This is a genomic window from Bacillus sp. A01H, assembly GCF_045277205.1.
GTDB lineage: Bacteria > Bacillota > Bacilli > Bacillales > Bacillaceae_G > Bacillus_A > Bacillus_A paranthracis.
Genome location: NZ_CP117702.1, coordinates 2074092 through 2097701 on the forward strand (window position 1 = coordinate 2074092; position 23610 = coordinate 2097701).

The following is a 23610-nucleotide window of genomic DNA, read 5'->3' on the forward strand; positions in this document are numbered from 1 at the left end:
AAATACATCATGGAATTGTTTCAATTACCGAAAGCATTCCTGCAAATGAATACAATCTTTATCTCCATATTGATCGAAGCACTTCCTTTTGTGCTCATTGGTGTATTTATTTCAGGATTCATTCAAATGTTTGTGACAGAAGATATGGTAGCAAAATGGATGCCGAAAAACCGATTTCTGTCTGTTTTAATGGCTACTTTTTTAGGGATGATGTTTCCAGGTTGTGAATGTGGAATCGTTCCGATTGTTAGGCGATTAATTGGAAAAGGGGTTCCGCCATATGCCGGGATTGCATTTATGTTAACTGGTCCAATTATTAATCCGGTCGTATTATTTGCAACATACGTTGCCTTTGGAAGTAGTATGCACATGGTATGGTATCGTTCTATTGTAGCGATTATCGTAGCAATCATTGTTGGAATTATATTATCATTTATGTTTAAAGAACATCAATTACGAGATGATCACTTCCCAGAAGTGAATCATAAGCGTCCATTACGTAAAAAAATGTGGGATGTATGTACGCATGCTGTTGAGGAATTTTTCTCGATGGGAAAATATTTAGTATTAGGTGCATTAATTGCAGCTGCAGTTCAAACGTTCGTACAAACTTCAACACTTCTTGCTATAGGACAAGGTCCGTTTTCTTCACCAGCTGTTATGATGGGACTTGCTTACATTTTATCACTTTGTTCAGAAGCAGATGCATTTATTGCTTCGTCATTCCAAAGTACATTTTCAACAGCATCACTTGTCGCGTTCCTCGTATATGGACCGATGGTGGATATTAAAAATATGTTTATGATGCTTGCGACATTTAAAACAAAATTTGTAATTGTCGTTACAGTTACAGTTACAGTTGTTGTTTATGCAAGCTCACTACTCATTTATGCGATGGGGTGGTAGGTTATGTTTCGAGCATATATATTATTAGGTTTTACAATCTTAATCGCGCAGCTTCATATTTCAGGTAATATTACGAAGTATATCAATATGAAGTATGCCTATTTATCAACAACAGCAGCTATTATTTTAGGTTTCTTAACGATTGTTCAAATTATTATTGTTTTCCAAAAAGAACATGAGAAAGAACAAGGAAAACAGGATTGTAGTTGTGATCATAGCCATTGCGGGCATGACCATTCAAAAGATGAGAATACATGGTGGAAAAAAGCATTCTCGTACACATTGTTCTGTTTTCCAATTGTTTCGGGATTATTTTTCCCAATTGCAACGTTAGATTCAGATATTGTTAAGGCAAAAGGGTTTCATTTTCCTGTTGCACAAGCAGAAAGTACAGATCCATTTATGAGAAGGCAATTTTTAAGACCTGATACGAGTATATATTACGGAAAAGAAGGATACCGTGGTGTAATGGAGAAAGGGAAGAAAGAGTTTGTAACAAAGGATAGTGTTACTTTAAATGATGAAAACTTCCTAAAAGGAATGGAGACGATTTACAATTACCCTGGTGAGTTTACTGGGAAAAAATTATCATTTAAAGGTTTTGTTTTCAAAGATGATTCTTCTAAAAAAGAACAATACTTCTTATTCCGTTTCGGTATTATACATTGTGTAGCGGATTCTGGTGTATATGGTATGTTAGTGAAAAAGCCAGAAGGTGTAGAATGGAAAAACGATGATTGGATTCAAATAGAGGGAGAAATTTCTACTGAATTTTATCAGCCGTTCCATGCGAACATTCCTGTTTTAGAAGTAACGAAATGGAATAAAGTTGAACAGCCAAAAGAACAATATGTATTTAGAGGAGCCGATTGATAACATCGGTTCTTTTTTATGGACTAAAAGTTCTGAATGTTGTTAATATTAAACGTGTAGTTCATTTAGTATAGTGATTATTGAGATATTAGGGATACATCATTAAAGGGGTGATAACAATGACAGAAGTAAAGGGGAAAACAGCCAATGAATCAAGGGTGTTCAAAACGAGCCGAGTATTTCCAACAGATTTAAATGATCATAACACGTTATTTGGTGGAAAGATATTAGCCGAGATGGATATGGTTGCTTCTATTTCAGCAACGAGGCATGCAAGAAAAGAATGTGTAACAGCCTCTATGGATTGGGTTGATTTCTTACATCCAGTTCGCTCTTCAGATTGTGTTAGTTATGAATCCTTCGTAATTTGGACGGGTAGAACGTCTATGGAAGTATTTGTGAAGGTAGTAGCGGAAGATTTAATTTCAGGTGAGAAGCGTATCGCAGCAACGTCTTTTGTTACTTTTGTTGCACTGAGTAAGGAAAATAATCCAGTTCCTGTGCCGCGAGTAATCCCTGAAACAGAAGAAGAGAAAGAATTACATCGCATTGCAGTGTTGCGTGCAGAACAACGTCATATACGTAAGGCAGAGAGTAAGAAAGTAGCTACATTACTAACTTTTTGAGTTGAATATTTAGTCGTTAATGGCATTATAACAGACCGAAATGTTTTTCATATGAAAAGCGGACACCTAAAAGTAGGTGTCCGCTTTTATAGTTTTTCTATCCGCATATCATGTGACAATAACTACTTAGCAGAAGCAAGCAGCACCGACGATGATTAAGAGGATAAATAATACGACTAATAGCGCGAATCCATTACCATGTGCGAAGCCCATTGTTATTTCCTCCTTTTATTTTAAGATACAACATACAATATGCAAATGAGCTATCGTTTGATATGGACATATATCATGCAATGACATATTTTCTTGAATGATATTGTATTAAAAAAGGGAAGATATAGAAATAACAGTAAGTGGAGAAAGGAAAATATCCATGAAACACTTTTTCGTTGTAATCCTTTGTGTAATAGGTGTATTCATTTGGATGAACATCGATGTGGAAATGGGGAAAAAAATGGCTAGTGAATATGAAGTAGGACAAGTTAGATTAGGTGAATTTCAACTGTATACGAACGGTGAAGAGTTATATACGAATTTATTTGAGGATATACGTAATGCGGAGAAGTACATATATATCCATTTTTATATTGTAGGTAAAGATGAAATAAGCAAAGAGTTTTTGCAGTTGCTCGAGAAAAAGGCATCTAGCGGAGTAGAAGTGAAATTGTCAGTCGATCGAATAGGTGGATATAAGCTGAAGAAAAAGGTAATTCGTCAACTACAAAGCAATGGTGTCCAGTTTACGTTTAGTAAAAAACCTAAATTGAAACATTTATTCTATTCGTTGCATCAGCGAAATCATAGACGAATTGTTACGATAGACGGAAAAGTATCATATATCGGCGGCTTTAACATCGGAAAGGAATACCTTGGACAAGATCCGAAATTTGGCCAGTGGCGTGATTATCATGTGCGGGTTAAGGGGAATGGTGCCACGGATATGGAAAGAAAATTTGCTGCTGACTGGAAAGAAGATACGGGAGAAAAAATGCCTGTACATGAAAGTCTACCTGCAATTGGGAATGTAAAATATCAATATTTATTTTCAGATGGAAAAGGGTTATGGGAAAAATATGGAGCGTTTTTAAAGCAGGCTAAAAAGTCTTTAATTATTGCTACACCATATTTTGTACCAAGTAAAGAAATGATGAAAGAGTTAAAAGGTGCATTAAACCGCGGTGTCAATGTGAAAATTCTCGTACCATTTAAAAGTGATGCAGTATTGTTAAAACAAGCTGCCTATCCGTATTTGAGAGAGATGAACCATGCTGGAGCGGAGATCTATCAATATCGGAATGGTTTTTTTCACGGGAAAGTAACAATCATTGATGGAGAAATTGTTGATATAGGTACAGCGAATTTTGATAATAGAAGTTTTTATTTAAATTGTGAATCTAATTGTGTCGTATATGATAAAACAGTTGTTGCTGACGTATGGGATCGACTAAAAGAAGACTTCCATAAATCAAAAAGATTTTCGGAAGAAGATTTTGAGGAAATTAGTAAATGGGATTGGTTTTTAGCAAGAATAGCAAATGTTATAGCATCATATTTATAGCATATAGACAAAAAGTAGGGAGGCACTTTCATGGATTGTATGAAAGAATTGATGAGGTATAGTTATATGCTTATATATAAGGTTGGGGAGTATACAGGACAGGTAAGAGACGAAGAATTAAAGGAGCTATTACAGCATCATTTACCATATATGTTGCAAGCATATAATGAACAAGTGAACTTTCAAGAAGGAGAGAATGTACAGCATATAACTTGTGAACCAATTTCATTTCATTTTCATGAAATGGAAAAGGAAACTGATAGTAAATATACAGGTGATATGTATATTGCAACTTGTTATATTTCGCATTTGAAACGGTTAGCGTTAAAGTTTGCTCAAGTGGCAGTTGAAGTTGCAAATCCAGAATTTCGCTCGTTTTTAGAAAACTGCTTCCTGAAAATGAATCGTTATGCCTATAGTGTATGGCAATATGTCGTGAAGAAAGAGTATAAGATTAAACATGTATATGAAAATGAGAAATTTGCATAAGAGACTAAGGCGGAAAGATAGGCGCCTTAGTTTTTTACTTTTCGTGGAGAAAAATGAATATATGTACATATTTATTATCAGAAAATTTACAAATATTTACCGTTTATTTACTATTTTTCAATCTTTCCTTTAAAAATAGAGAGTAATATGGGATTGTACATATTCTATCAAAAGGAGGAAACGCAAATGAACAAATGGGTTAAATCATTAACTGCTATGGCACTTGCAAGTTCTTTATTAATGGTAGGTTGTAGTAAAGGTGAGGACAAGAAGAAAGAGGACGATACAACAACACAACAAGAGGATAAAAAGGATAAAGAAACAAGTGGAACTGAGAAGTCTACGGATTCTAAAGAAAAGAAATAATGTAATAATAGAGCTTCCTCTTTTATGTGAGGAAGCTTTTTTGTTGTAAATTGATTGAGATTATTGAAAAATAGAGAAAGAATGAAAGAGGGGGAAAACAAATGAAAGTATGTATATTGGGAGCAACAGGGCGAGTAGGTTCAAACATAATTAAATTAGCATTAAAAGATTCAGCAGAAGTGACTGCATTAGCGCGTGATTCAAGTAGGGTAGAAATAAATCATGAAAGATTACGAGTTATAGAAGGTAATGTATTAAATGAAAATGATATAAAGAAAGCGATAAAAGGAAGCGATATAGTAATTAGTGCACTTGGAACGGATCAAAATGGGACGTTAGCGAAGAGTATGCCACAAATTATAAAGAAAATGGAAGAAGAAGGCGTTCGTAAAATCATTACAATAGGAACAGCCGGTATTTTACAAGCAAGAACAAATCTAAATTTATATCGTTTTCAATCAACGGAATCAAAGAGAAAGTCGACAACAGCAGCAGAAGATCATTTAGCTGCATATAAGATACTTAGTAGTAGTAATTTATGCTGGACGGTCGTTTGTCCGACGCATTTAATTGACGGTGATGTGACAGGTATATATCGAACTGAAAAAGATGTATTACCAGAAGGAGGAGCAAAAATAACAGTTGGTGATACAGCGCAATTTACATGGAATCTGTGTAGTGAAAACAAATATGAGAATAGTCGAGTAGGTATTTCATATTAAAAAACCATCCCGAAATTGGGATGGTTAAAAGACGATATAACATACAAATATGATAATCATAATGATTTGGAGAATGGCTTTCGCTACTGTACTGCTTAAAAAACCAACTACAGTAGCAACTCCTACTAGAAAAGCGTCTTTTGGCGCTTTTTTATGCATTAATTCGGTTATAAATACCGCTAAGAACGGTATGATAATAAGTCCGAATGGTGGGAAGAAGAAAGATCCGGCAATGATCGAAATCATTCCGACACGTTCGCCCCATTTAGAACTACCGTATTTCTTTAAGAAATATCCATTTGCAATAAAATCAGCAACGAAAATGAATAGTGTGAAAATAGCTTGAATAATCCAAAAAGAAATCGTTAGTTCTCCGCCATTTATACCAAAATGGTAAATGAAATATCCAGCCCAGACAGCTAGGATGCCCGGGATAATAGGATAAATAAAAGCTAGAAATGAAATAATGAAACAGGCAATGATACAGATTGTTAAGAAAACAGTCACTTTATAACTCCTTTTGTATATCTAATTTATGTACAGCAATTTTTTTGACTTGATGTCCATCAAGTTCTAATGCCTTAAATTGAAAACCGGCATATTCGATGGAGTAGCCAGCTTCAATATTTACGTCAACTGCTTGCGATAATAGCCAGCCTCCAATTGTATCTAAGTCGCTCTCATCAATATGTAAGCCAAACATATCATTTACTTCAGAAATAAGTACTTTTCCATCTAGAACAGTAAGTTTAGGTGTACGTTTTTCAATCATAGGTGATTCATCTGCATCAAACTCATCTTGAATTTCTCCAATGATTTCTTCAAGAATATCTTCCATTGTTAAAAGTCCAGCAGTACCACCATATTCATCCATAACGATTGCCATCTGAACGCGATTCTTTTGTAGATGTACCAGTGTTTTACGAATTGGAACAGTTTCAAATACAGTTAGTACTGGATGTATGTAAGATTCAAGTGGCTTATGAATGCCTTTCGTTTGATCGTGAAATACTTCTTTCGTATTGATCATACCGATAATATCATCTTTATCTTTTTCGATGATAGGGTAGCGTGTATACTTTTCAGTTGCGACGATATCCATATTTTCTTCTAACGTATTTTCAGTAGATAAGCAAATCATTTCTGTACGAGGGACCATAATTTCTTTCGCAACTCGGTCGTCAAATTCAAAAATATTATTTACATATTTATATTCGGTTTGATTTATTTCGCCGCTTTTGAAACTTTCACCTAAAATGAGTCGTAGTTCCTCTTCAGAATGGGCAAGTTCATTTTCTTTCGCAGGTTCTAAACCGAGTAGTTTTGTGAAAAAGATAGCAGTACTATTAAGTAACCAAATGAACGGGTACATAATTTTATCAAATAAAATAAGTGGTCGTGCAAACTTAAGCGTAATCGCCTCTGCTTTTTGAATTGCGAATGACTTTGGAACTAATTCACCTAATACAACATGGAAAAATGTAATCACACTAAAAGCAATAATAAATGATAAAGTATTTGCCATTGTTCCAGTAATATTAATCTTTTCAAAGAGCGGTCGTAGTAAATGTTCCACAGTCGGTTCACCAAGCCAACCAAGCCCTAAAGAAGTAATTGTAATCCCGAGCTGACAAGCTGATAAATAAACATCTAAATTAGAAATGACACTTCTTGCAGCTAAAGCTTGTTTATTGCCTTCGTTTGCAAGCTGGTCAATTCGACTTTTTCGTACTTTTACAACAGCAAATTCTGATGCAACGAAAAAGCCGGAAATAAGGATAAGAACAAAGATGAGAAAAATATTTAATATGTCCAAGTGTATTCTCTATTCCGTCGTTTGGAATAAAGATGTCACCTCCTGCAATTATGTTATACTTTTATAATAAATCCAAATGAAAAGAATAGTCAAAGAAAAAGGGTAAATATTGGTATGTTTCTGCAATGGTTTTTGAATTTGCTGTTATTTTGTCCGCTATACAAAAGGAATAACCCTCTACTTTCAGATTCTAGAGGGTTATTTTAAATTAAGGTTTTGGAATACTTCTCGTTAAAGCGTATGATTGTTGTTTAAAGTGGTTTGTCGTCCATAGCGTTTGAAGGAATGAGAGTATACAATACGGGATATACAAAAGTAATAAGCTAATTGTAACAATAATAGGTGCATTTCCGCCGAATTGAACGATAAATTGCAATAGTCCACTTGCGTGAAAAACGCATTCCATAAAAACGAATGAAAGAATAATGGAACCTAAAATAGATTTATGATTCGAAGTAAGCGCTAAAAACAATGTATCTACAAGGAAAGAAGCTTGTTTTATTTCATATTCATTTGTATTACTTAAGAAAGGAATCCATTTTTTTATTGCTTGCATAACGATAATCATGGAAGTACTACAAACGATGATAAAAGATGAGTAGTAAGGAATCTTTATAAATTTTGTGATGTATAGGAGTAGTAATAAGACTGCGCATTGTAATAATACAGTACATAAAGAATAAGGAATCCATCTTAATAAAGAAGCGAACTTTTTAACCGATTGAGGTGCTTTAAAAATTAAATGGCCAATCCCTAAGCTGATGAAGAATCCGATTGCAAGAGTAAAGGTAAAACGAACAATCGATAAAAAATATATTTCCCACATGTAAGGGAATAACGGTGTTGATTGATTAGCAGTATGTACCATCTCATTTGCTGAGAAAAAGATAGATTCGTGCATCCAATCAATCTTTGGAATTGTCATCGAAGAAAGTTGTGCGAAGTTATGGAAAATGCTTATAAAGCCGGTGATGTATGAGTATTTATGTGTAATGAATAAAGTTGGAATAGGACTAATGATAAATATAATGAGAACACCAACGATAAATTTATATATATGTGAGCGCAATAAAGACATGTAATCACCTACTCTTTGAATATTCAGAAAATTCTTATTCTTATTTTAGCTTTTTTCGGAGTAAGTTACAATATATTTTTCTTAAAGAAGTTTAGTATTGTAGTGGATAGAATTGAATGAAACGTGAATAAATTATGACAAGAAAATGAATAATTTTCAGAAAAATAAAATAAATTATTTATTTTTTTCTGAAAATATAATATAGTTATGGCACAGAAAGTATTTTAACATAAGGAGGCTGTTTATGAGGATTAAAGGGAATTATGTGCCGAAAAGGGAAGTTTTATTTTGCTCAAGTTCAATTACAGTAGGGGAAGCGCTAGAGCATTTAAATAAAACTGGTTATCGTTGTGTACCAGTTTTAGATGAAAAAAAAGAGAAATATTTAGGGAATATATATAAAGTAGATATTTTAGAATATAAAGGTTCACTGGAAGAGAGTGTATTAAAACTATTAAACGATAAAGAAGGATATGTTAGAGAAGATTCTTCGTTCTTTAAAGTATTTTTTACAATAAAAAAATTACCTTATTTATCAGTAGTTGATGAAAAAGGAGTCTTTCTTGGGATTTTAACGCATAAAAAAGTTTTTGAGCTATTAGAAGATGCTTGGGGCGTTCATTCTAGTAAATATTCTGTCATGATTGGGACACAAGATTATAATGGGGCTATTCAAAAATTATCGACAGTATTAAAAAAATATACAGGTATCCAAAGTTTAATGACTTTTGATAATGATGCCTTATTAGTTCGTAGAATTATGTTTACATTAGGAGAAGAGTTTAACGATGGTGAATTAGAGACGTTATTGAAAGATTTAGAAGATCACGGATTTAGAGTGGTGTATGTGGAAGAGATGAAAAATCCACGTGAAGTTGAAACGATAGAATAATATGCAAAAGCCGTCTAATTATGTTGGATGGCTTTTGTTATGTTGCGTATATAAAATTATTTGAAAATAACGATAGGATAATAAGTGAGTTTGAAACAATATTTGTGCAAAAGAATAAAAAATGTAGATAATTTTGATTTTCAAAAAAGTCAATTTGAAAATATGTTTTTATTTTTCAACTAAATATGTTACTATATGTGTGATAAAAACAAAGAGGTCTGACAACTATACTCCGCGCAATACCACTCTAATGATTTAAAAATTCAAAAAAATCAAAAATCAAAAATTAATAATTAGAGTAAAAATAAGGGGACTGGAGAAATTATGGAGAAAGACACTGCTTTGTAAGGGGCATATTTTATCAGCTTGAACAGAGAGGAGGATGCATAGCATATTGTGAAAATAGAGATAAACAATGAAAAAGTGCTATGCAAATGAAAAGCATGAAGGGACGTTTAAGGCCAGGTGATACGGTAGCAATTGGTTTAATGTTATTTGCACTATTTTTAGGAGCAGGAAATTTAATTTTTCCACCAGTTTTAGGGCAACAAGCTGGAGAGAATGTTTGGGTTGCTACAATTGGATTCCTTGTAACGGGAGTCGGATTACCCCTATTAGCTGTAACAGCTGTCGCGTTTGTAGAGGGGGACTTGAAAGCGCTATCTTCTAGAGTTCACCCTATATTTGCGTTTGTTTTCCCATTAATTAGTTATTTAGCGATTGGACCTTTTTTCGCGATTCCGCGTACGGGAGCCGTTTCATTTGAAATGGGTATGAAGCCATTTTTATCAGAGGCATTAGTTTCCGAATGGTACATGCTATTTCTTTTCACTATAATTTTCTTCGGAATAACTTGGTATTTATCTTTAAATCCATCAAAATTAGTGGATTGGTTCGGGAAATTTCTTACACCATTGTTAGTATTAATTGTTGCTGTAATTGTCGGAAAGGCAATTGTTGATCCGATTGGAGAACCAGTTGCACCGCTAGAAGCATACAAGGAAAATGCTTTCTTTGGTGGATTTATTCAAGGATATTTAACGATGGACGCAATTAGTGCGCTTGTATTTGGAATTGTAGTTGTACAAGTTATCCGCTCTAAAGGAATAAAAGAGAGTAATCAAATTGCAAAAATAACAGTAGTATCAGGTATTATCGCTGTACTTGGTTTAACGTTAATCTATTTATCACTTGCTTATCTTGGTTCAACAAGTACATCACTTGGGGTATCAGAGAATGGTGGACTTATTTTAACGAATGTTGTAAATGAGTTATATGGAACAAGTGGTAAAATTTTATTAGGACTTGTTATTGTACTTGCTTGTTTAACAACTTCTGTTGGATTAACATCAGCTTGTGCTGGCTTCTTTACAAACTTATTCCCAAAAATTTCGCATAAAACGATTGTAACAATGGTATGTGTATTTAGTTTAATTGTATCTAACCTAGGTTTAACACAATTAATCGCAGTTACTTTACCAGTGTTAATGATTATTTATCCAGTTGCAATCGTATTAATTGTACTTTCTTACTTCCATAAATGGATTGGGAAGCGTAATACCATTTATATTGGAGCTATTTTAGGTGCGTTGTTAATTAGTTTCTTTAACGGTTTAGAAAGTGCGAATATTAAAATTGACGCGATTTCTAACGTACTACAAATGTTACCATTATATAAAGAAGGAATAGGATGGTTAATCCCATCATGTATTGGCGGGATCCTCGGTTTCTTCTTCTATAAATCAAATGAATCAAGTGAATTACAAAAGAAAGGTGCTTAGGCGCCTTTCTTTTTTTAAAGGGGATTTTTTTGTTTTGTCTAAGTAATAAATGAAAGGAGTGATAAAATGGCTAATTTTGAAGATTTTTTAACTTTGGATTTACGGATTGGGACTGTAACACATGCAGAGGAATTTAAAGAAGCGAGAGTTCCAGCGATTAAACTAGAAATTGATTTTGGAGAGCTTGGAATGAAACAGTCAAGTGCTCAAATTACGAAGAGATATAACCCAGAAGATTTAATCGGTCAGCAAATCGTTGCTGTTGTAAATTTTCCGCCAAAGCGTGTAGCGGGATTTAAATCAGAAGTACTTGTTTTAGGAGGAGTACCTGAAGCGGGTGATGTCGTATTACTGCAGCCTAATATGGAATTACCAAATGGAACAAAAATTAGTTAATGTAAAGGCGGGGGAACATGGATATTGGACGCGAATACGTACAGTGTGCCATTTCGAATTTTGAAGCAACAAAGAAACAAGGGGAACGGGTGCTTTCACAATTATCATATGAACAGATTGAATGGTCTTCTCATGAAGTAACAAATAGCATAGCAATTATAATTAAGCATCTGCACGGTAATATGCGTTCTAGATGGACGGATTTTTTAACATCTGACGGTGAAAAAATAGATCGTAACCGAGATGCTGAATTTGAAGGTGGTTATTCTTCTAAGAAAGAGGTACTCGCAGCATGGAATGAAGGTTGGGAATATGTTTTTAAAACGATGAATGCACTAACGTCAGAACATTTATTGCAGACGGTATATATTCGCGGTGAAGCACATACTGTCATGCAAGCAATTGAAAGACAAATTTCTCATTATGCTTTGCATATTGGACAAATGATTTACATTGGTAAAATGTTAAAAGAAAATGAGTGGGAATGTTTAAGTATTCCTAGAGGAAAGTCTAACTTTCATTTAGAGAAAAAACGTTCAACATAATAATAGGAAAGAAACCGATATAAAATTGGAAGTAAGAAAACAAGCCAAATGATAGATGGCTCTACAGTCATAAGAATGCTACCAACAATCAGCCCATATATAATAAGAAAGAAATTAATAAGTGTATTCACAGGGATAAATCGTGAGATAAAAACTTGCTGTCGTTTAAAACAATCACTATGAAATACATAAAAGCGGAAGTACCATGTGGTAGTAATAAGATCTTTCTTTCGCGTAATTCTTTTTTTGCATGTATGACAGATGAACGGTGGTTGCATTTCATTGCGCTCCATTTTCTATATTTGTAATAATGTAGGACAAAAGTAGGTACAAAGTGTATATCCCTATATACGCTCCTGATATAAGAAAAAATGGATTTAGTAAAATCCCATGAATACTTGTCATAAAAACTAAGTCTTGCATAAAAACATCATATATATGAATAGAAATGATTGTACCGAGTACATAAAGTGCTAGATATGCTGAAATATGTAACACAACACGGATGGTAGGATGCTTAGCAAGCCAATAAAAAATAAATGATAGTACAACGGGGAGTGTTCCTATTAGTAGTTTCAATTCATTTCACCTCATTAACAATATAGCCTGAATTTAGACGGTCTATTCTCTAGAGCTTGTACATAACTTGAAATAGAGAGGTGATAGTATGAATCGAGGCTTTTTTTATGTGAAATTCACGAGTGTACGTAAGTTAGTATTATTGCTACAGTACTGGCGACTTTTTTTCTTATTAGTATGATGGTAACTTCTATGAAAGAGACAAAGTCAACGTATTTATATAATTGGTTAAATGAGTTATCAATGAATGGTTACATGTATGTTCTTGGGAAAGAGAATCATTATTTTACACAGGAATATAGAAATTTAAATCAAGATTTTTCAATATCTTCGTTTCTCTTTTCTATGGCTACGAATATTCGTTTTAACGATGTACGCAGTTTTGTCGGCAAAGAGCTACCTGGTTTCGGTAAGTACGATACAGAAATTGTTATTGCGGGTGAAGGAACAAATTATTCTAACTTGCCTATAGAGTCGAGCGTTCCACTTGAAGAAGTAGTAAAAGAACGGACTGGAGAAGGTGGACAGGCTCAAAAGCCGGATACGAATAAAGAGAAAAAGCAACCAGCTCAAACGACAGGAAAACGACAAGTTGCATTTATTTATCATTCGCATAGCTGGGAATCTTATTTGCCATTATTGAATTTAACAAATGATCCAAATCCGAATAAAGCCACAAGTTCCGTAACGAATATTTCAATAGTCGGCGACCGATTTCGTGAACAATTAGCAAATGAAGGAATCGGAGCAACTAACGACAAGACTGATGTTGGTCAAAAGTTGATTAGTAAAGGGTTAAATAGTAATAGTTCATATAAAATGTCACGGGAAATTGTACAAGAAGCAATGGCCGGCAATAAAGAATTACAATACTTCTTTGATTTACATCGTGATAGTGCTCGGAAAAATGTCACGACAAAAATAATCGGTGATAAATCATATGCGAAGCTTGCGTTTGTAGTAGGGAAAGGTAACAAAAACTATGAAAAAAACTTGCAATTAGCAACGGCTTTACATGAGACGATTAGTAAGAAATATCCAGGCGTTAGTCGTGGTGTCATTCAAAAAGGATTCCAAACAGGAAATGGTGTCTACAATCAAGATTTGTCAGGACAAGCGATATTAATTGAAGTTGGTGGCGTGGATAATACAGAGGAAGAACTAAATCGATCGATTGATGCGCTAGCTAAAGCGTTTGGTGAATATTTCTGGCAGGCAGAAAAAGTGAATGGATAAAGTGAAACAGAAATGAATGCGAGAGTCTGAAAAAACGTGAGTGTAATGTAAAGCTTGCGTTTTTTTGTAATTAATGATGCGTCACAGAATAGACATAATTTGTCGATGTTATAGTAAAATCGAAATTTGTCAAATTATACTGGGAGATTTACAAAGGGATTTTCGGGAAAGTAGAGAAAATCTTTTTACAAGGAAAGCTTTTTATTATGAAATTGGTAGGGTGATTGAAGTGATTAGGGAAATCAAAGTAGAAGATGCAGCATCATTTTTGCAATTAAGTAAGCAATTAGATGAAGAAACAAAATTTATGTTGTATGAACCAGGAGAAAGGAAATTCACAGCCGAGCAACAAGAGCAAATGATTCAGCGTTTTGTAGAAAATAAATATGCAACAATATTGGTAGCAGTTGAAGAAGAGAGAATAGTAGGGTTTATTTTAGTGAATGGAAATCATATTCAAAGAAAGAGACATGTAGCAAGTATTGTAATTGGGATTTTGCAAGAGTATAGCGGGCGAGGTATTGGGACTAGATTGTTTAAAGAGGTCGAGAAGTGGGCAAGATTACATGATGTATGGCGTTTAGAATTAACGGTAATGGCCCACAATACAAGAGCTCAGGCACTATATAAAAAAGCTGGATTTGAGAAAGAAGGTGTCAAAAGAGCTGCTCTTATTATCGATGGAGAGAACATCGATGAGTATGAAATGGCCAAATTATTAAAATAAGAGGTCGTTATATGAAAAAAAGATGGATACTACTTGGTATCGTAGCGGCGATACTCATTGTTGGAGTAGCGGGAATCAATTATAAAATGTATAAGGATAAGCAAGCGCGCGAGGTGAATGTAAATAACATATTTCCGAAAGCGAAAGAAACGATTGCGAATATGGATGGAGATATTGCGGTAATTAGTAATCCGAATTCAATGCTTGTGCTTGTGAATAAAAGTAGGCGTTTACCAGACGGGTATAGACCGCCAGATTTAGTTATTCCGAAAGTGCGCTATTCTAGTGAAGGTGATCAAGAAAAGAAAAAAATGAGGAAAGAGGCGGCCGGTGCGCTTGAGGAAATGTTTCAGCAAGCGGATAAGGAGCGTGTTTTCTTATTTGCAGTCTCTGGATTTAGATCTTTTGATCGGCAAAAAGCGTTAAATACAATGTATAAAAAACAAGATGGAGAAGCCAAAACGGCAATGTCGAGTGCAGTTCCTGGAACGAGTGAACATCAAACAGGACTAGCTATGGATATCACATCACAATCTGCTAAGTTTCAGTTAGAGACAGTTTTTGGTGAAACGAAAGAAGGGCAGTGGCTTTCTGAAAATGCCCATAAATTTGGTTTTGTCATCCGATATACAAAAGAGAAAGAATCGATTACGGGCTATCGATTTGAACCATGGCACGTGAGGTATGTGGGAAATCCACAAGCTACATATTTATATGAAAATCAACTAACACTTGAAGAAGTAGCGCAGTGAACAATTGAGGGGAGAGAGGGATTATGACGGTGTTATATAAGAAAAAAGTACACGCATATGTGACAAGAGAAAAAGAAGGAGTTATGCAACTGCTTGTTTTTAAACATCGTGATATACCTGAAGCTGGTATACAAGTGCCAGGGGGAACGGTTGACGAAGGGGAAACGCTAGAAGCAGCGATTTTACGTGAAGTACAAGAAGAGTCTGGGTTACGTCATTTATGCATAGAACGATTCCTAGCTGATTACATCATACATGTGAGAGAAAAAAAGGAATATGAAAAACGCCATTTCTTTCACGTAACATTACTAACAGATGTAAAAGATCGTTGGGAACATATTGTAAGTGCCGGTGAGGAAGATGAAGGGTTAGTATTTTGCTATGAATGGATTGATATTGCAAAATGCCCTGAATTAGCGGGGAAACAAGGTGAGTTTTTACATTTGTTAGATGAGGTATACGTGCAGTAATAATAGGGTCTGAGGCGAAGGTGAAATCGTTTCAGACTTTTTTTATTTTTCAGGAAATAAAAGGTTTTTACATCGGTAAGTTGAATTCTTATAGAGGGATTGTAGTTGTATATGTGAGGAGCGGAGAAAATGAAAAAGTAATAGAGATATGCTATCAATAAAGGTTTATAGAAGGAGAATGAAAATGGAGATTCAGTTCAATACACTACTACAAAAAGAATTAACAATTCATGATATACAAAGAGCGATGGAAGATGGAAAGTTAACTTCAAAAGAACTAGTTATGTATTACCTTCATAGAATCGCAAAGTATGATCAAGATGGACCGGAAATTAATTCTATTTTAGAAATCAATCCAGACGCCATCTTTATTGCTGAAGCGTTAGATTATGAAAGAAAGATTAAAGGTAAAAGAGGTCCATTACATGGTATACCTGTTTTACTTAAGGACAATATTGAAACGAATGACTCTATGCATACAAGTGCAGGTACGATTGCGTTAGAACAACATATAAGTAGTGAAGATGCATTTCTCGTTACGAAGCTGCGAGAAGCAGGAGCAGTGATAATAGGGAAAACAAATATGACAGAATTAGCAAATGCAATGTCATTTGAAATGTGGGCTGGATATAGTGCAAGAGGTGGGCAAACAATAAACCCTTACGGTACGGGTGAGGATGATATGTTTGTTGGTGGCTCAAGTACAGGATCTGCCATAGCAGTTGCTGCTAACTTTACAGTAATATCGGTTGGAACAGAAACGGATGGTTCTATTTTGAGTCCAGCTGTTCAAAACTCTGTAGTCGGTATTAAACCGACTGTTGGTTTAATTAGTCGTAGAGGTACTATTCCATTTACGTATTCGCAAGATACAGCAGGACCATTTGCTAGAACGGTAACAGATGCGGCTATTTTGTTAGGGAGTTTAACTGGGGTAGATGAGAAAGATGTAGCCACTTATAAAAGTGAAGGGATAGCAGAGCATGATTATACAAAATACCTTGATGTTAATGGTTTAAATGGAGCGAAAATTGGTGTATATAGCAATGCACCAAAAGAGTATTATGAAACTGGTGAGTATGATGAAAAATTGTTTAAGGAAACGATTGAAGTATTGCGTATTGAGGGAGCGACAGTAGTAGAGGATATTAATATTCCGTCTTTTCATAGAGAATGGAGCTGGGGTGTATCGCTTTATGAATTAAAGCATAGTTTAGATAACTATCTTTCGAAATTGCCTTCTACTATACCAGTGCATTCTATTTCAGAGTTAATGGAGTTTAATGAAAACATAGCAGAAAGAGCTCTGAGATATGGACAAACTAAGTTAGAAAGAAGAAAAGATTTTCCTAATACGTTAAGAAATCCACAATATTTAAATGCAAGATTAGAAAATATATATTTTTCACAAGAACAAGGCATTGATTTTGCACTGGAAAAATATAATCTTGATGCGATTCTGTTTCCTTCTTATATAGGCTCCACTATATGTGCGAAAGCAGGTTATCCGTCTATAGCAATACCTGCGGGATATATGGATAACGGGAGACCATTTGGAATTACGCTTGCAAGCACTGCTTTTCGTGAGGGGACTTTAATTAAACTCGCATACGCTTTTGAACAAGCGACAAAGCATCGGAAATCTCCTAACTTATCATAAATAAAATAAATAGGGCAGGAAATCCTGTCCTATTTATTTTGTTCATTAAAGTGACATGTTTTTTTGCTTTGTCTTATCATATTTTAATAAGTTAAATGATAAACAAGCAGAGCACAATATAAGGATTGAAGCGAGAATATAGATCGTACGAACACCGAACAAATCGGTAATAATGCCAACACTCAGCATAGAAAGGCCAGAAGCTGTTGAGAGAAGAGCGCCGTGAGCTGTATACATCTTTGATAATAAAGATGGAGCGACGCTGGATTGTAAAACAGTTGTTTGAGAAATATCTCTAATTTGGTAACATGGGCCCATTAGAATGCATAGGAACAGCGCAATAAATCCGCTACTTGTTATACCATATAAAAATGTAAGAATACTAAACAGAAGAGAGCCTATCGCCATAGAGCGTATTAAATTGTTTTGAATGTATGTACTCATTTTCCACGCTAATAGACCGCCAATTAACGTCCCAACATAATAACTTGTATTAATAAATCCCCACCATTCTTCTCCTTTATGAAGGACAGTTGTTACATAAGCCATCGTAATAGCACCGATCCATATCGTCCCTGCAAAAGTTTCAATTAAGTCCATACATGTAACAGTACGGAGGGAAGGGTTTTGAAATAAGAGCTTCCAACCTTCCAATAAAGTATCACCTTTTGAAGAAGAAGGCTCTATTACTCGTTCAGTATGTATGGATCGTAATGAAAAGTGTAGTGCAACACATCCGAAAATCATCAATATGTTATTCATCATAAGTGTAGTAGTAGCGCCGACGAGAAGAACAATAATACTTGTAAATGAATAAGCAGCGGCTTGTGCAATTTGTGTGGAAAAGGAAAAAATACTATTTACTTTTACTAATTTTTCTTTCGGTGTAAGGCGCGGAAGAATACCGTATAGTAATGGAGCGCTCCAGCCACTACATAATGAAATGAAAAAAATGAAAATGAATAGTACTACAATGTTTGTGGAAAGGACCGGGAATAATATCATGAATAAAAATAATAGAGCAGTTTTTATCCATTGTAGTGTAAACAGTAATGAATAAGATGGAAAACGATTCATTATAAGTGGTGCAGATGTATTTGCTATAAGATTAGTTATGACTTGTAATAATGGAAAAAGAGCAGTTAATGTAGCTGATTTCGTTGTGATATACATATGAGTTGTAATAATCATTACGTATACGATGTCAGCGAGAGTAATGCATATTTTCGATCCTAAATAGTAAGTCAATGAACGTTTTTGCAATAAGTACACACCCTTTCTGGGGAAAATATGACAGTAGTTATAATCATTATAATTTGAAAAATAAATTTTGAAAGAATTAAATTTTTTGTCACTTTTTGAAAGGGATTTTCATGTATAATGAAGAATATATTAATATAGTATTTTAATAATACTCATTGTAACAGTGAAAATGTACAATAGCTTGTAGTAAGCGCCCACGTATGAGAAAGGGCGGATAAACCATTCTTTTCTTCATATACATATAGAAAATGAGAAAGAAAGTGAGGGTTGCAAATGGCTGCTTGGGTAATTTGGTTTATAATAGCTGGTATTTTATTTATTGCGGAAATGCTGTCGATTACATTTTACATGCTTTGGCTTGGAATTGGAGCTGTTGTCGGAGGTCTTATTGCTTTGTTTGCTCCTGAAGCACTACTATTACAAGTTGTTGCTGGTGCGATTGTAAGTTTAACGTTGACTTTCTTTACGAAAAGAATATCAAAAAACTTTCGAGAAGCAAAAGGTTTTACTGATACAGTAGATATGTTAGTCGGTAAAAAAGGGATTGTTATGCAAGCGATTACAAATGAAACGAACGGTATTGTGAAGGTGAATGGAGATACTTGGACAGCTGTTGCAGATGCTCCAATTGATACTGGAGAAAAAGTTGTTGTTATAAAGAGAAATAGTACTATATTACAAGTGAAAAAGGAGAGTGAATAAATATGGTAGCATTAACGTTAACGATTATTTTTGCACTAATTGTTGTTACATTTATCGCATTAACAATTAAAATTATTCCACAGCAAAAAGTTGGAGTCATTGAAAGATTTGGTAAGTTTCAGCGGGTTATGCAGCCGGGATTAAATTTATTAATTCCGATTGTGGATCGCGTTCGCGTATATCACGACTTGCGTATTCAACAAACGAATGTACCACCGCAGAAAGTAATTACGAAAGATAATGTACAAGTGGAAATTGATACAATTATTTTCTATCAAGTCGTTGAACCGGAACTTGCGACATATGGTATTTCGAACTATGAATACGGTGTACGTAACATTACTTCAGCAACGATGCGTCAAATCATTGGTAAAATGGAACTGGATGAAACGTTATCTGGTCGTGAAAAAATTTCAACAGAAATTCGCTTAGCACTTGATGAAGCTACAGAAAAATGGGGCGTTCGCATTGAACGTGTTGAAGTTGTCGATATTAATCCGCCGAAAGATGTGCAAGCATCAATGGAAAAACAAATGAAAGCAGAGCGTAATAAACGTGCGATCATATTAGAAGCTGAAGCTGCAAAACAAGATAAAGTCCTTCGTGCTGAAGGGGAAAAGCAAAGTAAAATCTTAATGGCTGAAGGGGATAAAGAAGCGCGTATTCGAGAAGCAGAAGGTATTAAAGAAGCAAAAGAATTAGAAGCGCAAGGGGAAGCAAGAGCGATTGAGGAAATTGCAAAAGCAGAACAAAATCGAATTGAATTACTTCGCGAGGCGAATTTAGATGAACGTATACTTGCTTACAAATCATTTGAATCATTAGCTGAAGTTGCGAAAGGGCCAGCAAATAAAGTCTTTATTCCATCTAATGCAATTGAAACACTTGGTACTCTCGGGGCAATTGGTGAAATCTTTAAAGAAAAACAAGCGAAGAAACTGCCTTTAAATAATACAGAAAAAGAACAATAAGAGTGAAAAAGAGAAATGGGATGCCGTTTCTCTTTTTATTTTTTATCATTTTTTAATTTATAAATTAAATGAGTAAGGGACGGGGGACCGTTCCTTACTCATTTACACTAAAAAATTTTTAAGATTTCATAATATGAAATAAAGGAGAATCTGTAAGAAATAGAATTGATATAATGATTGAAAATTCAGTCATCTGGTAAAATTTCTAAACTTTTTAGTATATTATTATTGGAAATTGGAGGGGAAAGAATGGCAATTAGAACAGGGGAACAGTATATTGAAGGGTTGCGAAAAAGAAATCCTGAAATTTGGATTGGAGGAAGAAAAGTAACGGATGTAGTAAATGAAGATGTTTTTCGTGAACCAATTATACAAATTGCGAACTTATATGATATGCAGCACAATCCAGAATATCAAGATAAGATTACTCATATATGCGAAGAGACAGGAGAAAGGGTATCAAATGCATTTTTAGTACCGAGAAATTATGAGGATTTAAAAGTACGCCGCGAATTATTTGAAGTGTGGGCAAAAGCCACTTATGGTTTAATGGGTAGAACACCTGATTTTTTAAATGTAACGGTTACTTCAATGGCAAGTAATTCGTGGTTTTTTGAGAAGTTTAATCCAGAATGGGGAGCGAATATAAAAAATTATTATAAACATATAAGGGATAATGATTTGTTTTTAACACACGCAATTATTAATCCGCAAAATGATCGGAGTAAGGCCTCCCATCAACAAGAAGATGAAACAATGCATTTAGGGGTAGTAAGTGAAACAGCGGAAGGAATGTATGTTAGTGGTGCTAAAATGTTAGCGACACTGGCGCCGATTACGGATGAGGTAATAATATATTCCTATCCAAGTTTTAAGCCAGGTGATGAACGTCATGCAATTTCTTTTGCAGTTCCAATTGACGCACCAGGTCTAAGAATTCTATGTCGTGAGCCAATGCAAGATGGAAAACGATCTTTATTTGATCATCCACTCGCATCAAGGTTTGAGGAAATGGATGCATTACTAGTATTTCATAATGTGTTTATCCCGTGGGATAAAGTATTTATTTATCAAAGTGTGGAAGCTGGGAATCAATTGTATCCTAAAACCGGAATTGGTCATCAACCAGCACATCAATCTGGGGTAAGAGGGTTAGTAAAACTATCTTTTGCAGCTGAAGTAGCTATGAAATTAGCAGATTCGATTGGAGTAGATGGTTTTTTTAATGTACAAAACCAGCTAGCAGAGCTTATGCAAGATGTTGAAACGATACGTGCTCTCCTGCAAGTAGCTGAATATGAGTATGAAACGAATTCATATGGAGAAGTTATTCCTGCGAGGTTACCGCTTGATACGATACGCAGTTTATTACCTAAGATGTATCCGCGGGCTATTGAGATTATTCAAACTATAGGTGCGGGTGGATTATTAATGTCACCGACAGGTGCTGATTTTATGAACCCCGAGATTCATGATGATATGCAAAAGTATTATATCGGGCGTGAAGGAGTATCCTCTGAGGAACGGGTTCGTTTGTTTAAATTAGCATGGGACTTATGTGGTGAGGCTTTTGGACAACGGTTATTACAATATGAGCGTTATTATTCTGGAGATCCGGTGCGTAAAATGGGAATGTTTTATAATGCGTACAAAAAACAACAAACTTTTTCACTTGTGAACAATGCGTTGCAATCGAGTTCATCTGAAGGGGCCTTAAGTTAAATAAAAATGTTTGCGCTTACATTTTTGTTTGGAAAAGGAAGGAGCAATAGATGATAGAAAGAATTTTACTGTTAGGATGTAATTCTTCTTATATTTTTAACAATATCTAGAACGTGAGAACTGTAACTGGAATAGGGGAGGTATATGATTTGATTGCTTCCATCGGTAAAATTTGCAAAATTCTAAATTGTTTCACAAGTGATGAGCCTGTGCTAGGTAATTCGGAAATAGCGGAAAAGCTAAATATGAATGCAAGTACGGTTCACCATCTTGTTCGTACGTTGTGTGCAGAAGGAATGCTCATACAAGATGAGCAAAGAAAATATAGATTAGGTTGGAAATTGTTAGAGTGGGGAAATCAAGTCATGTTTCAGCAAGAGATATATAGTGGAGCGATTCCGCTTGTTGAAGAGCTAGTAAGAAATTTTAGTGGTACTGTGCATATCGGTATGTTTGACCGTGGTGATGTTGTATTTATATTGAAAGTTTCATCGAAGGAGTCCGTTCAAATTTCAACACATGTTGGATCAAGAGAACCTGCATATTGTACAAGCACAGGGAAAGTGCTGCTTTCATTTCATTCATCACCCTTAGAATATACTTCAGAAAAAGGGCTTTTACGACGAGCACCCAATACCATTACATGTGTCAAACAATTCCAAACAGAGTTACAGAAAATTCGTAAGCAAGGTTATTCAATTAGTGATAACGAAAATGAGCATGGACTGTATGGAATTGCAGCTCCTATTCGATCTTATACTGGGAGAACTATTGCGGCACTTAATATTGTTGGACCTATATCGTATATGCAAGGAAGTAACCGTGAAATCATAATTCAAAGTGTGATGAATACGGCAAATTTGATTTCAAAGGAATTTGGTTATTTGGAAATTTAACTTTAGAAGAAAAGAGATGAGTATCATTTATATACATGAGCAGTGTATACCTGAATTAACGGAATCTATTGTTTCAATTGGAGCATTTGATGGTGTGCATAAAGGTCATCAAGCCGTAATTAAAAATGCGGTTGAGAAGGCAAAAGCATTAAAGATAACAAATGTTGTGTACACATTTGATCCACCACCACGCTCATATTTTCAAGGAGCGCAAGTATTAACGACTATTGATGAGAAAGTGAAACGTATTCAAAACCTTGGTGTTGAACATGTGATTGTAATTCGGTTTGATGAGTCTTATATAACAAAAAGTGCGAGTTGCTTTATTCAAGATATAAAAAGGTTAAGCCCTGTAGAAATTTTTATTGGTCAAGATTTTAGGTTTGGAAAAAATCGTGAGGGAAATATTGAGCTACTAAGAGAACAATTCAACCTTTCTATAGTGAAAGATGTTTGCTGTGATGAAGGTGAGCGAATATCTTCAACGAGAATTAGAGATTATATCTATCATGGGGATTTGCAAAAGTCTAGTTCTTTACTCGGTTGGTCTTTTAAAACGATATAAATAAAAAGGAATTATAAGG

The 23610-nt window shown here is 34.7% G+C and carries 27 protein-coding genes and 1 pseudogene; 21 read left to right on the forward strand and 7 right to left on the reverse strand.

Annotated features, from left to right (window positions below):
• Window positions 1–9 precede the first annotated feature (9 nt).
• The 3 genes from PSR14_RS10950 to PSR14_RS10960 all read left to right on the forward strand — a co-directional run bounded on the left by PSR14_RS10950 (window position 10) and on the right by PSR14_RS10960 (window position 2405).
• The gene (locus tag PSR14_RS10950) at window positions 10–906 is read left to right on the forward strand and encodes a permease (RefSeq protein ID WP_000418725.1); all 897 of its coding nucleotides are present in this window, start codon (window positions 10–12) and stop codon (window positions 904–906) included.
• 3 nt (window positions 907–909) lie between these two features.
• Window positions 910–1779 (forward strand): TIGR03943 family putative permease subunit, encoded by an 870-nt coding sequence (locus PSR14_RS10955; protein WP_000488047.1) that lies wholly within the window; start codon window positions 910–912, stop codon window positions 1777–1779.
• 119 nt (window positions 1780–1898) lie between these two features.
• Complete coding sequence (locus tag PSR14_RS10960) at window positions 1899–2405, forward strand: acyl-CoA thioesterase (RefSeq protein ID WP_000141167.1); 507 nt, start codon at window positions 1899–1901, stop codon at window positions 2403–2405.
• Window positions 2406–2531: 126 nt separating this feature from the next.
• On the opposite strand, the gene PSR14_RS10965 is transcribed toward PSR14_RS10960, so the two are convergent.
• Window positions 2532–2618, reverse strand: coding sequence for a YjcZ family sporulation protein (locus PSR14_RS10965; RefSeq protein ID WP_000505094.1), 87 nt, complete (start codon window positions 2616–2618; stop codon window positions 2532–2534).
• 160 nt (window positions 2619–2778) lie between these two features.
• On the opposite strand from PSR14_RS10965, the gene cls reads away from it, so the two are divergent.
• From cls to PSR14_RS10985, 4 genes are all read left to right on the forward strand, one after another.
• Entirely contained in the window at window positions 2779–3963 is a 1185-nt protein-coding gene (cls, locus tag PSR14_RS10970) for a cardiolipin synthase (RefSeq protein ID WP_000680141.1), read from the forward strand.
• Between the two features lie 30 nt (window positions 3964–3993).
• Window positions 3994–4452, forward strand: a complete 459-nt coding sequence (locus tag PSR14_RS10975) for a spore coat protein (protein ID WP_000340560.1) — start codon at window positions 3994–3996, stop codon at window positions 4450–4452.
• Between the two features lie 186 nt (window positions 4453–4638).
• Window positions 4639–4818 carry a hypothetical protein gene (locus PSR14_RS10980; protein ID WP_001045960.1) on the forward strand — a complete coding sequence of 60 codons (180 nt, stop codon included), beginning with the start codon at window positions 4639–4641 and terminating at the stop codon, window positions 4816–4818.
• Between the two features lie 101 nt (window positions 4819–4919).
• Window positions 4920–5540: an NAD(P)-dependent oxidoreductase gene (locus tag PSR14_RS10985; RefSeq protein ID WP_000861632.1), complete on the forward strand. Its 621-nt coding sequence runs from the start codon at window positions 4920–4922 to the stop codon at window positions 5538–5540.
• Between the two features lie 24 nt (window positions 5541–5564).
• Here PSR14_RS10985 and PSR14_RS10990 read toward each other — a convergent pair whose 3' ends face one another.
• From PSR14_RS10990 to PSR14_RS11000, 3 genes are all read right to left on the reverse strand, one after another.
• Window positions 5565–6047: a DUF456 domain-containing protein gene (locus tag PSR14_RS10990; protein WP_000215659.1), complete on the reverse strand. Its 483-nt coding sequence runs from the start codon at window positions 6045–6047 to the stop codon at window positions 5565–5567.
• A gap of 1 nt (window position 6048) precedes the next feature.
• The gene (locus PSR14_RS10995; RefSeq protein ID WP_000353728.1) at window positions 6049–7356 is read right to left on the reverse strand and encodes a hemolysin family protein; all 1308 of its coding nucleotides are present in this window, start codon (window positions 7354–7356) and stop codon (window positions 6049–6051) included.
• 208 nt (window positions 7357–7564) lie between these two features.
• On the reverse strand, window positions 7565–8434 hold the full coding sequence (locus PSR14_RS11000) for a hypothetical protein (RefSeq protein WP_098487106.1): 870 nt from the start codon (window positions 8432–8434) through the stop codon (window positions 7565–7567).
• Between the two features lie 244 nt (window positions 8435–8678).
• On the opposite strand from PSR14_RS11000, the gene cbpA reads away from it, so the two are divergent.
• The 4 genes from cbpA (at window position 8679) to PSR14_RS11020 (ending at window position 12048) form a co-directional block, all read left to right on the forward strand.
• Window positions 8679–9326, forward strand: coding sequence for a cyclic di-AMP binding protein CbpA (gene cbpA, locus PSR14_RS11005; RefSeq protein ID WP_001220513.1), 648 nt, complete (start codon window positions 8679–8681; stop codon window positions 9324–9326).
• 443 nt (window positions 9327–9769) lie between these two features.
• Window positions 9770–11107 (forward strand): branched-chain amino acid transport system II carrier protein BrnQ4, encoded by a 1338-nt coding sequence (brnQ4, locus tag PSR14_RS11010; RefSeq protein WP_406644238.1) that lies wholly within the window; start codon window positions 9770–9772, stop codon window positions 11105–11107.
• A gap of 66 nt (window positions 11108–11173) precedes the next feature.
• A complete protein-coding gene (gene csaA / locus PSR14_RS11015; protein WP_001263033.1) occupies window positions 11174–11503 on the forward strand; it encodes a chaperone CsaA in 330 nt (109 codons plus the stop codon).
• Between the two features lie 17 nt (window positions 11504–11520).
• A complete protein-coding gene (locus PSR14_RS11020; protein WP_000351110.1) occupies window positions 11521–12048 on the forward strand; it encodes a DUF1572 domain-containing protein in 528 nt (175 codons plus the stop codon).
• On the opposite strand, the gene PSR14_RS11025 is transcribed toward PSR14_RS11020, so the two are convergent.
• Both PSR14_RS11025 and PSR14_RS11030 read right to left on the reverse strand, forming a co-directional pair.
• Window positions 12021–12326: a hypothetical protein gene (locus tag PSR14_RS11025; protein WP_002091944.1), complete on the reverse strand. Its 306-nt coding sequence runs from the start codon at window positions 12324–12326 to the stop codon at window positions 12021–12023. The two genes, PSR14_RS11020 and PSR14_RS11025, sit on opposite strands and share 28 nt — an antisense overlap.
• 1 nt (window position 12327) lies before the next feature.
• Entirely contained in the window at window positions 12328–12627 is a 300-nt protein-coding gene (locus tag PSR14_RS11030) for a hypothetical protein (protein WP_098487107.1), read from the reverse strand.
• An 88-nt stretch (window positions 12628–12715) separates the two neighbouring features.
• On the opposite strand from PSR14_RS11030, the pseudogene spoIIP reads away from it, so the two are divergent.
• The 5 genes and pseudogenes from spoIIP (at window position 12716) to PSR14_RS11055 (ending at window position 17472) form a co-directional block, all read left to right on the forward strand.
• Window positions 12716–13863, forward strand: a pseudogene (gene spoIIP / locus PSR14_RS11035) (stage II sporulation protein SpoIIP).
• Window positions 13864–14092: 229 nt separating this feature from the next.
• A complete protein-coding gene (locus PSR14_RS11040) occupies window positions 14093–14590 on the forward strand; it encodes a GNAT family N-acetyltransferase (RefSeq protein ID WP_000617586.1) in 498 nt (165 codons plus the stop codon).
• Between the two features lie 11 nt (window positions 14591–14601).
• Window positions 14602–15342 (forward strand): D-alanyl-D-alanine carboxypeptidase family protein, encoded by a 741-nt coding sequence (locus PSR14_RS11045; protein WP_000747657.1) that lies wholly within the window; start codon window positions 14602–14604, stop codon window positions 15340–15342.
• Window positions 15343–15365: 23 nt separating this feature from the next.
• Complete coding sequence (locus PSR14_RS11050) at window positions 15366–15812, forward strand: NUDIX domain-containing protein (protein WP_000217588.1); 447 nt, start codon at window positions 15366–15368, stop codon at window positions 15810–15812.
• 184 nt (window positions 15813–15996) lie between these two features.
• Complete coding sequence (locus PSR14_RS11055) at window positions 15997–17472, forward strand: amidase family protein (protein WP_098487108.1); 1476 nt, start codon at window positions 15997–15999, stop codon at window positions 17470–17472.
• Window positions 17473–17517: 45 nt separating this feature from the next.
• On the opposite strand, the gene PSR14_RS11060 is transcribed toward PSR14_RS11055, so the two are convergent.
• A complete protein-coding gene (locus PSR14_RS11060) occupies window positions 17518–18735 on the reverse strand; it encodes an MFS transporter (protein ID WP_113733036.1) in 1218 nt (405 codons plus the stop codon).
• A 273-nt stretch (window positions 18736–19008) separates the two neighbouring features.
• Between PSR14_RS11060 and PSR14_RS11065 the strand changes: the two genes are divergently transcribed.
• The 5 genes from PSR14_RS11065 to PSR14_RS11085 all read left to right on the forward strand — a co-directional run bounded on the left by PSR14_RS11065 (window position 19009) and on the right by PSR14_RS11085 (window position 23591).
• Window positions 19009–19437, forward strand: coding sequence for an NfeD family protein (locus PSR14_RS11065; protein ID WP_000741985.1), 429 nt, complete (start codon window positions 19009–19011; stop codon window positions 19435–19437).
• A gap of 2 nt (window positions 19438–19439) precedes the next feature.
• A complete protein-coding gene (locus PSR14_RS11070; RefSeq protein ID WP_000226248.1) occupies window positions 19440–20408 on the forward strand; it encodes an SPFH domain-containing protein in 969 nt (322 codons plus the stop codon).
• Window positions 20409–20657: 249 nt separating this feature from the next.
• Window positions 20658–22130: a 4-hydroxyphenylacetate 3-hydroxylase family protein gene (locus PSR14_RS11075; protein WP_098487110.1), complete on the forward strand. Its 1473-nt coding sequence runs from the start codon at window positions 20658–20660 to the stop codon at window positions 22128–22130.
• Between the two features lie 149 nt (window positions 22131–22279).
• Window positions 22280–23026: an IclR family transcriptional regulator gene (locus PSR14_RS11080; RefSeq protein WP_071730004.1), complete on the forward strand. Its 747-nt coding sequence runs from the start codon at window positions 22280–22282 to the stop codon at window positions 23024–23026.
• 16 nt (window positions 23027–23042) lie between these two features.
• Window positions 23043–23591, forward strand: coding sequence for an FAD synthetase family protein (locus PSR14_RS11085; RefSeq protein ID WP_000022929.1), 549 nt, complete (start codon window positions 23043–23045; stop codon window positions 23589–23591).
• Window positions 23592–23610: the final 19 nt, after the last annotated feature.

Coding starts and splice junctions, on each gene's coding strand:
- PSR14_RS10950 (WP_000418725.1), top strand. CDS start 10: ATGGAATTGTTTCAATTACCGAAAGCATTCCTGCAAATGAATACAATC.
- PSR14_RS10955 (WP_000488047.1), top strand. CDS start 910: ATGTTTCGAGCATATATATTATTAGGTTTTACAATCTTAATCGCGCAG.
- PSR14_RS10960 (WP_000141167.1), top strand. CDS start 1,899: ATGACAGAAGTAAAGGGGAAAACAGCCAATGAATCAAGGGTGTTCAAA.
- PSR14_RS10965 (WP_000505094.1), bottom strand. CDS start 2,618: ATGGGCTTCGCACATGGTAATGGATTCGCGCTATTAGTCGTATTATTT.
- cls (WP_000680141.1), top strand. CDS start 2,779: ATGAAACACTTTTTCGTTGTAATCCTTTGTGTAATAGGTGTATTCATT.
- PSR14_RS10975 (WP_000340560.1), top strand. CDS start 3,994: ATGGATTGTATGAAAGAATTGATGAGGTATAGTTATATGCTTATATAT.
- PSR14_RS10980 (WP_001045960.1), top strand. CDS start 4,639: ATGAACAAATGGGTTAAATCATTAACTGCTATGGCACTTGCAAGTTCT.
- PSR14_RS10985 (WP_000861632.1), top strand. CDS start 4,920: ATGAAAGTATGTATATTGGGAGCAACAGGGCGAGTAGGTTCAAACATA.
- PSR14_RS11000 (WP_098487106.1), bottom strand. CDS start 8,434: ATGTCTTTATTGCGCTCACATATATATAAATTTATCGTTGGTGTTCTC.
- cbpA (WP_001220513.1), top strand. CDS start 8,679: ATGAGGATTAAAGGGAATTATGTGCCGAAAAGGGAAGTTTTATTTTGC.
- brnQ4 (WP_406644238.1), top strand. CDS start 9,770: ATGAAGGGACGTTTAAGGCCAGGTGATACGGTAGCAATTGGTTTAATG.
- csaA (WP_001263033.1), top strand. CDS start 11,174: ATGGCTAATTTTGAAGATTTTTTAACTTTGGATTTACGGATTGGGACT.
- PSR14_RS11020 (WP_000351110.1), top strand. CDS start 11,521: ATGGATATTGGACGCGAATACGTACAGTGTGCCATTTCGAATTTTGAA.
- PSR14_RS11025 (WP_002091944.1), bottom strand. CDS start 12,326: ATGCAACCACCGTTCATCTGTCATACATGCAAAAAAAGAATTACGCGA.
- PSR14_RS11045 (WP_000747657.1), top strand. CDS start 14,602: ATGAAAAAAAGATGGATACTACTTGGTATCGTAGCGGCGATACTCATT.
- PSR14_RS11050 (WP_000217588.1), top strand. CDS start 15,366: ATGACGGTGTTATATAAGAAAAAAGTACACGCATATGTGACAAGAGAA.
- PSR14_RS11055 (WP_098487108.1), top strand. CDS start 15,997: ATGGAGATTCAGTTCAATACACTACTACAAAAAGAATTAACAATTCAT.
- PSR14_RS11065 (WP_000741985.1), top strand. CDS start 19,009: ATGGCTGCTTGGGTAATTTGGTTTATAATAGCTGGTATTTTATTTATT.
- PSR14_RS11070 (WP_000226248.1), top strand. CDS start 19,440: ATGGTAGCATTAACGTTAACGATTATTTTTGCACTAATTGTTGTTACA.
- PSR14_RS11075 (WP_098487110.1), top strand. CDS start 20,658: ATGGCAATTAGAACAGGGGAACAGTATATTGAAGGGTTGCGAAAAAGA.
- PSR14_RS11085 (WP_000022929.1), top strand. CDS start 23,043: ATGAGTATCATTTATATACATGAGCAGTGTATACCTGAATTAACGGAA.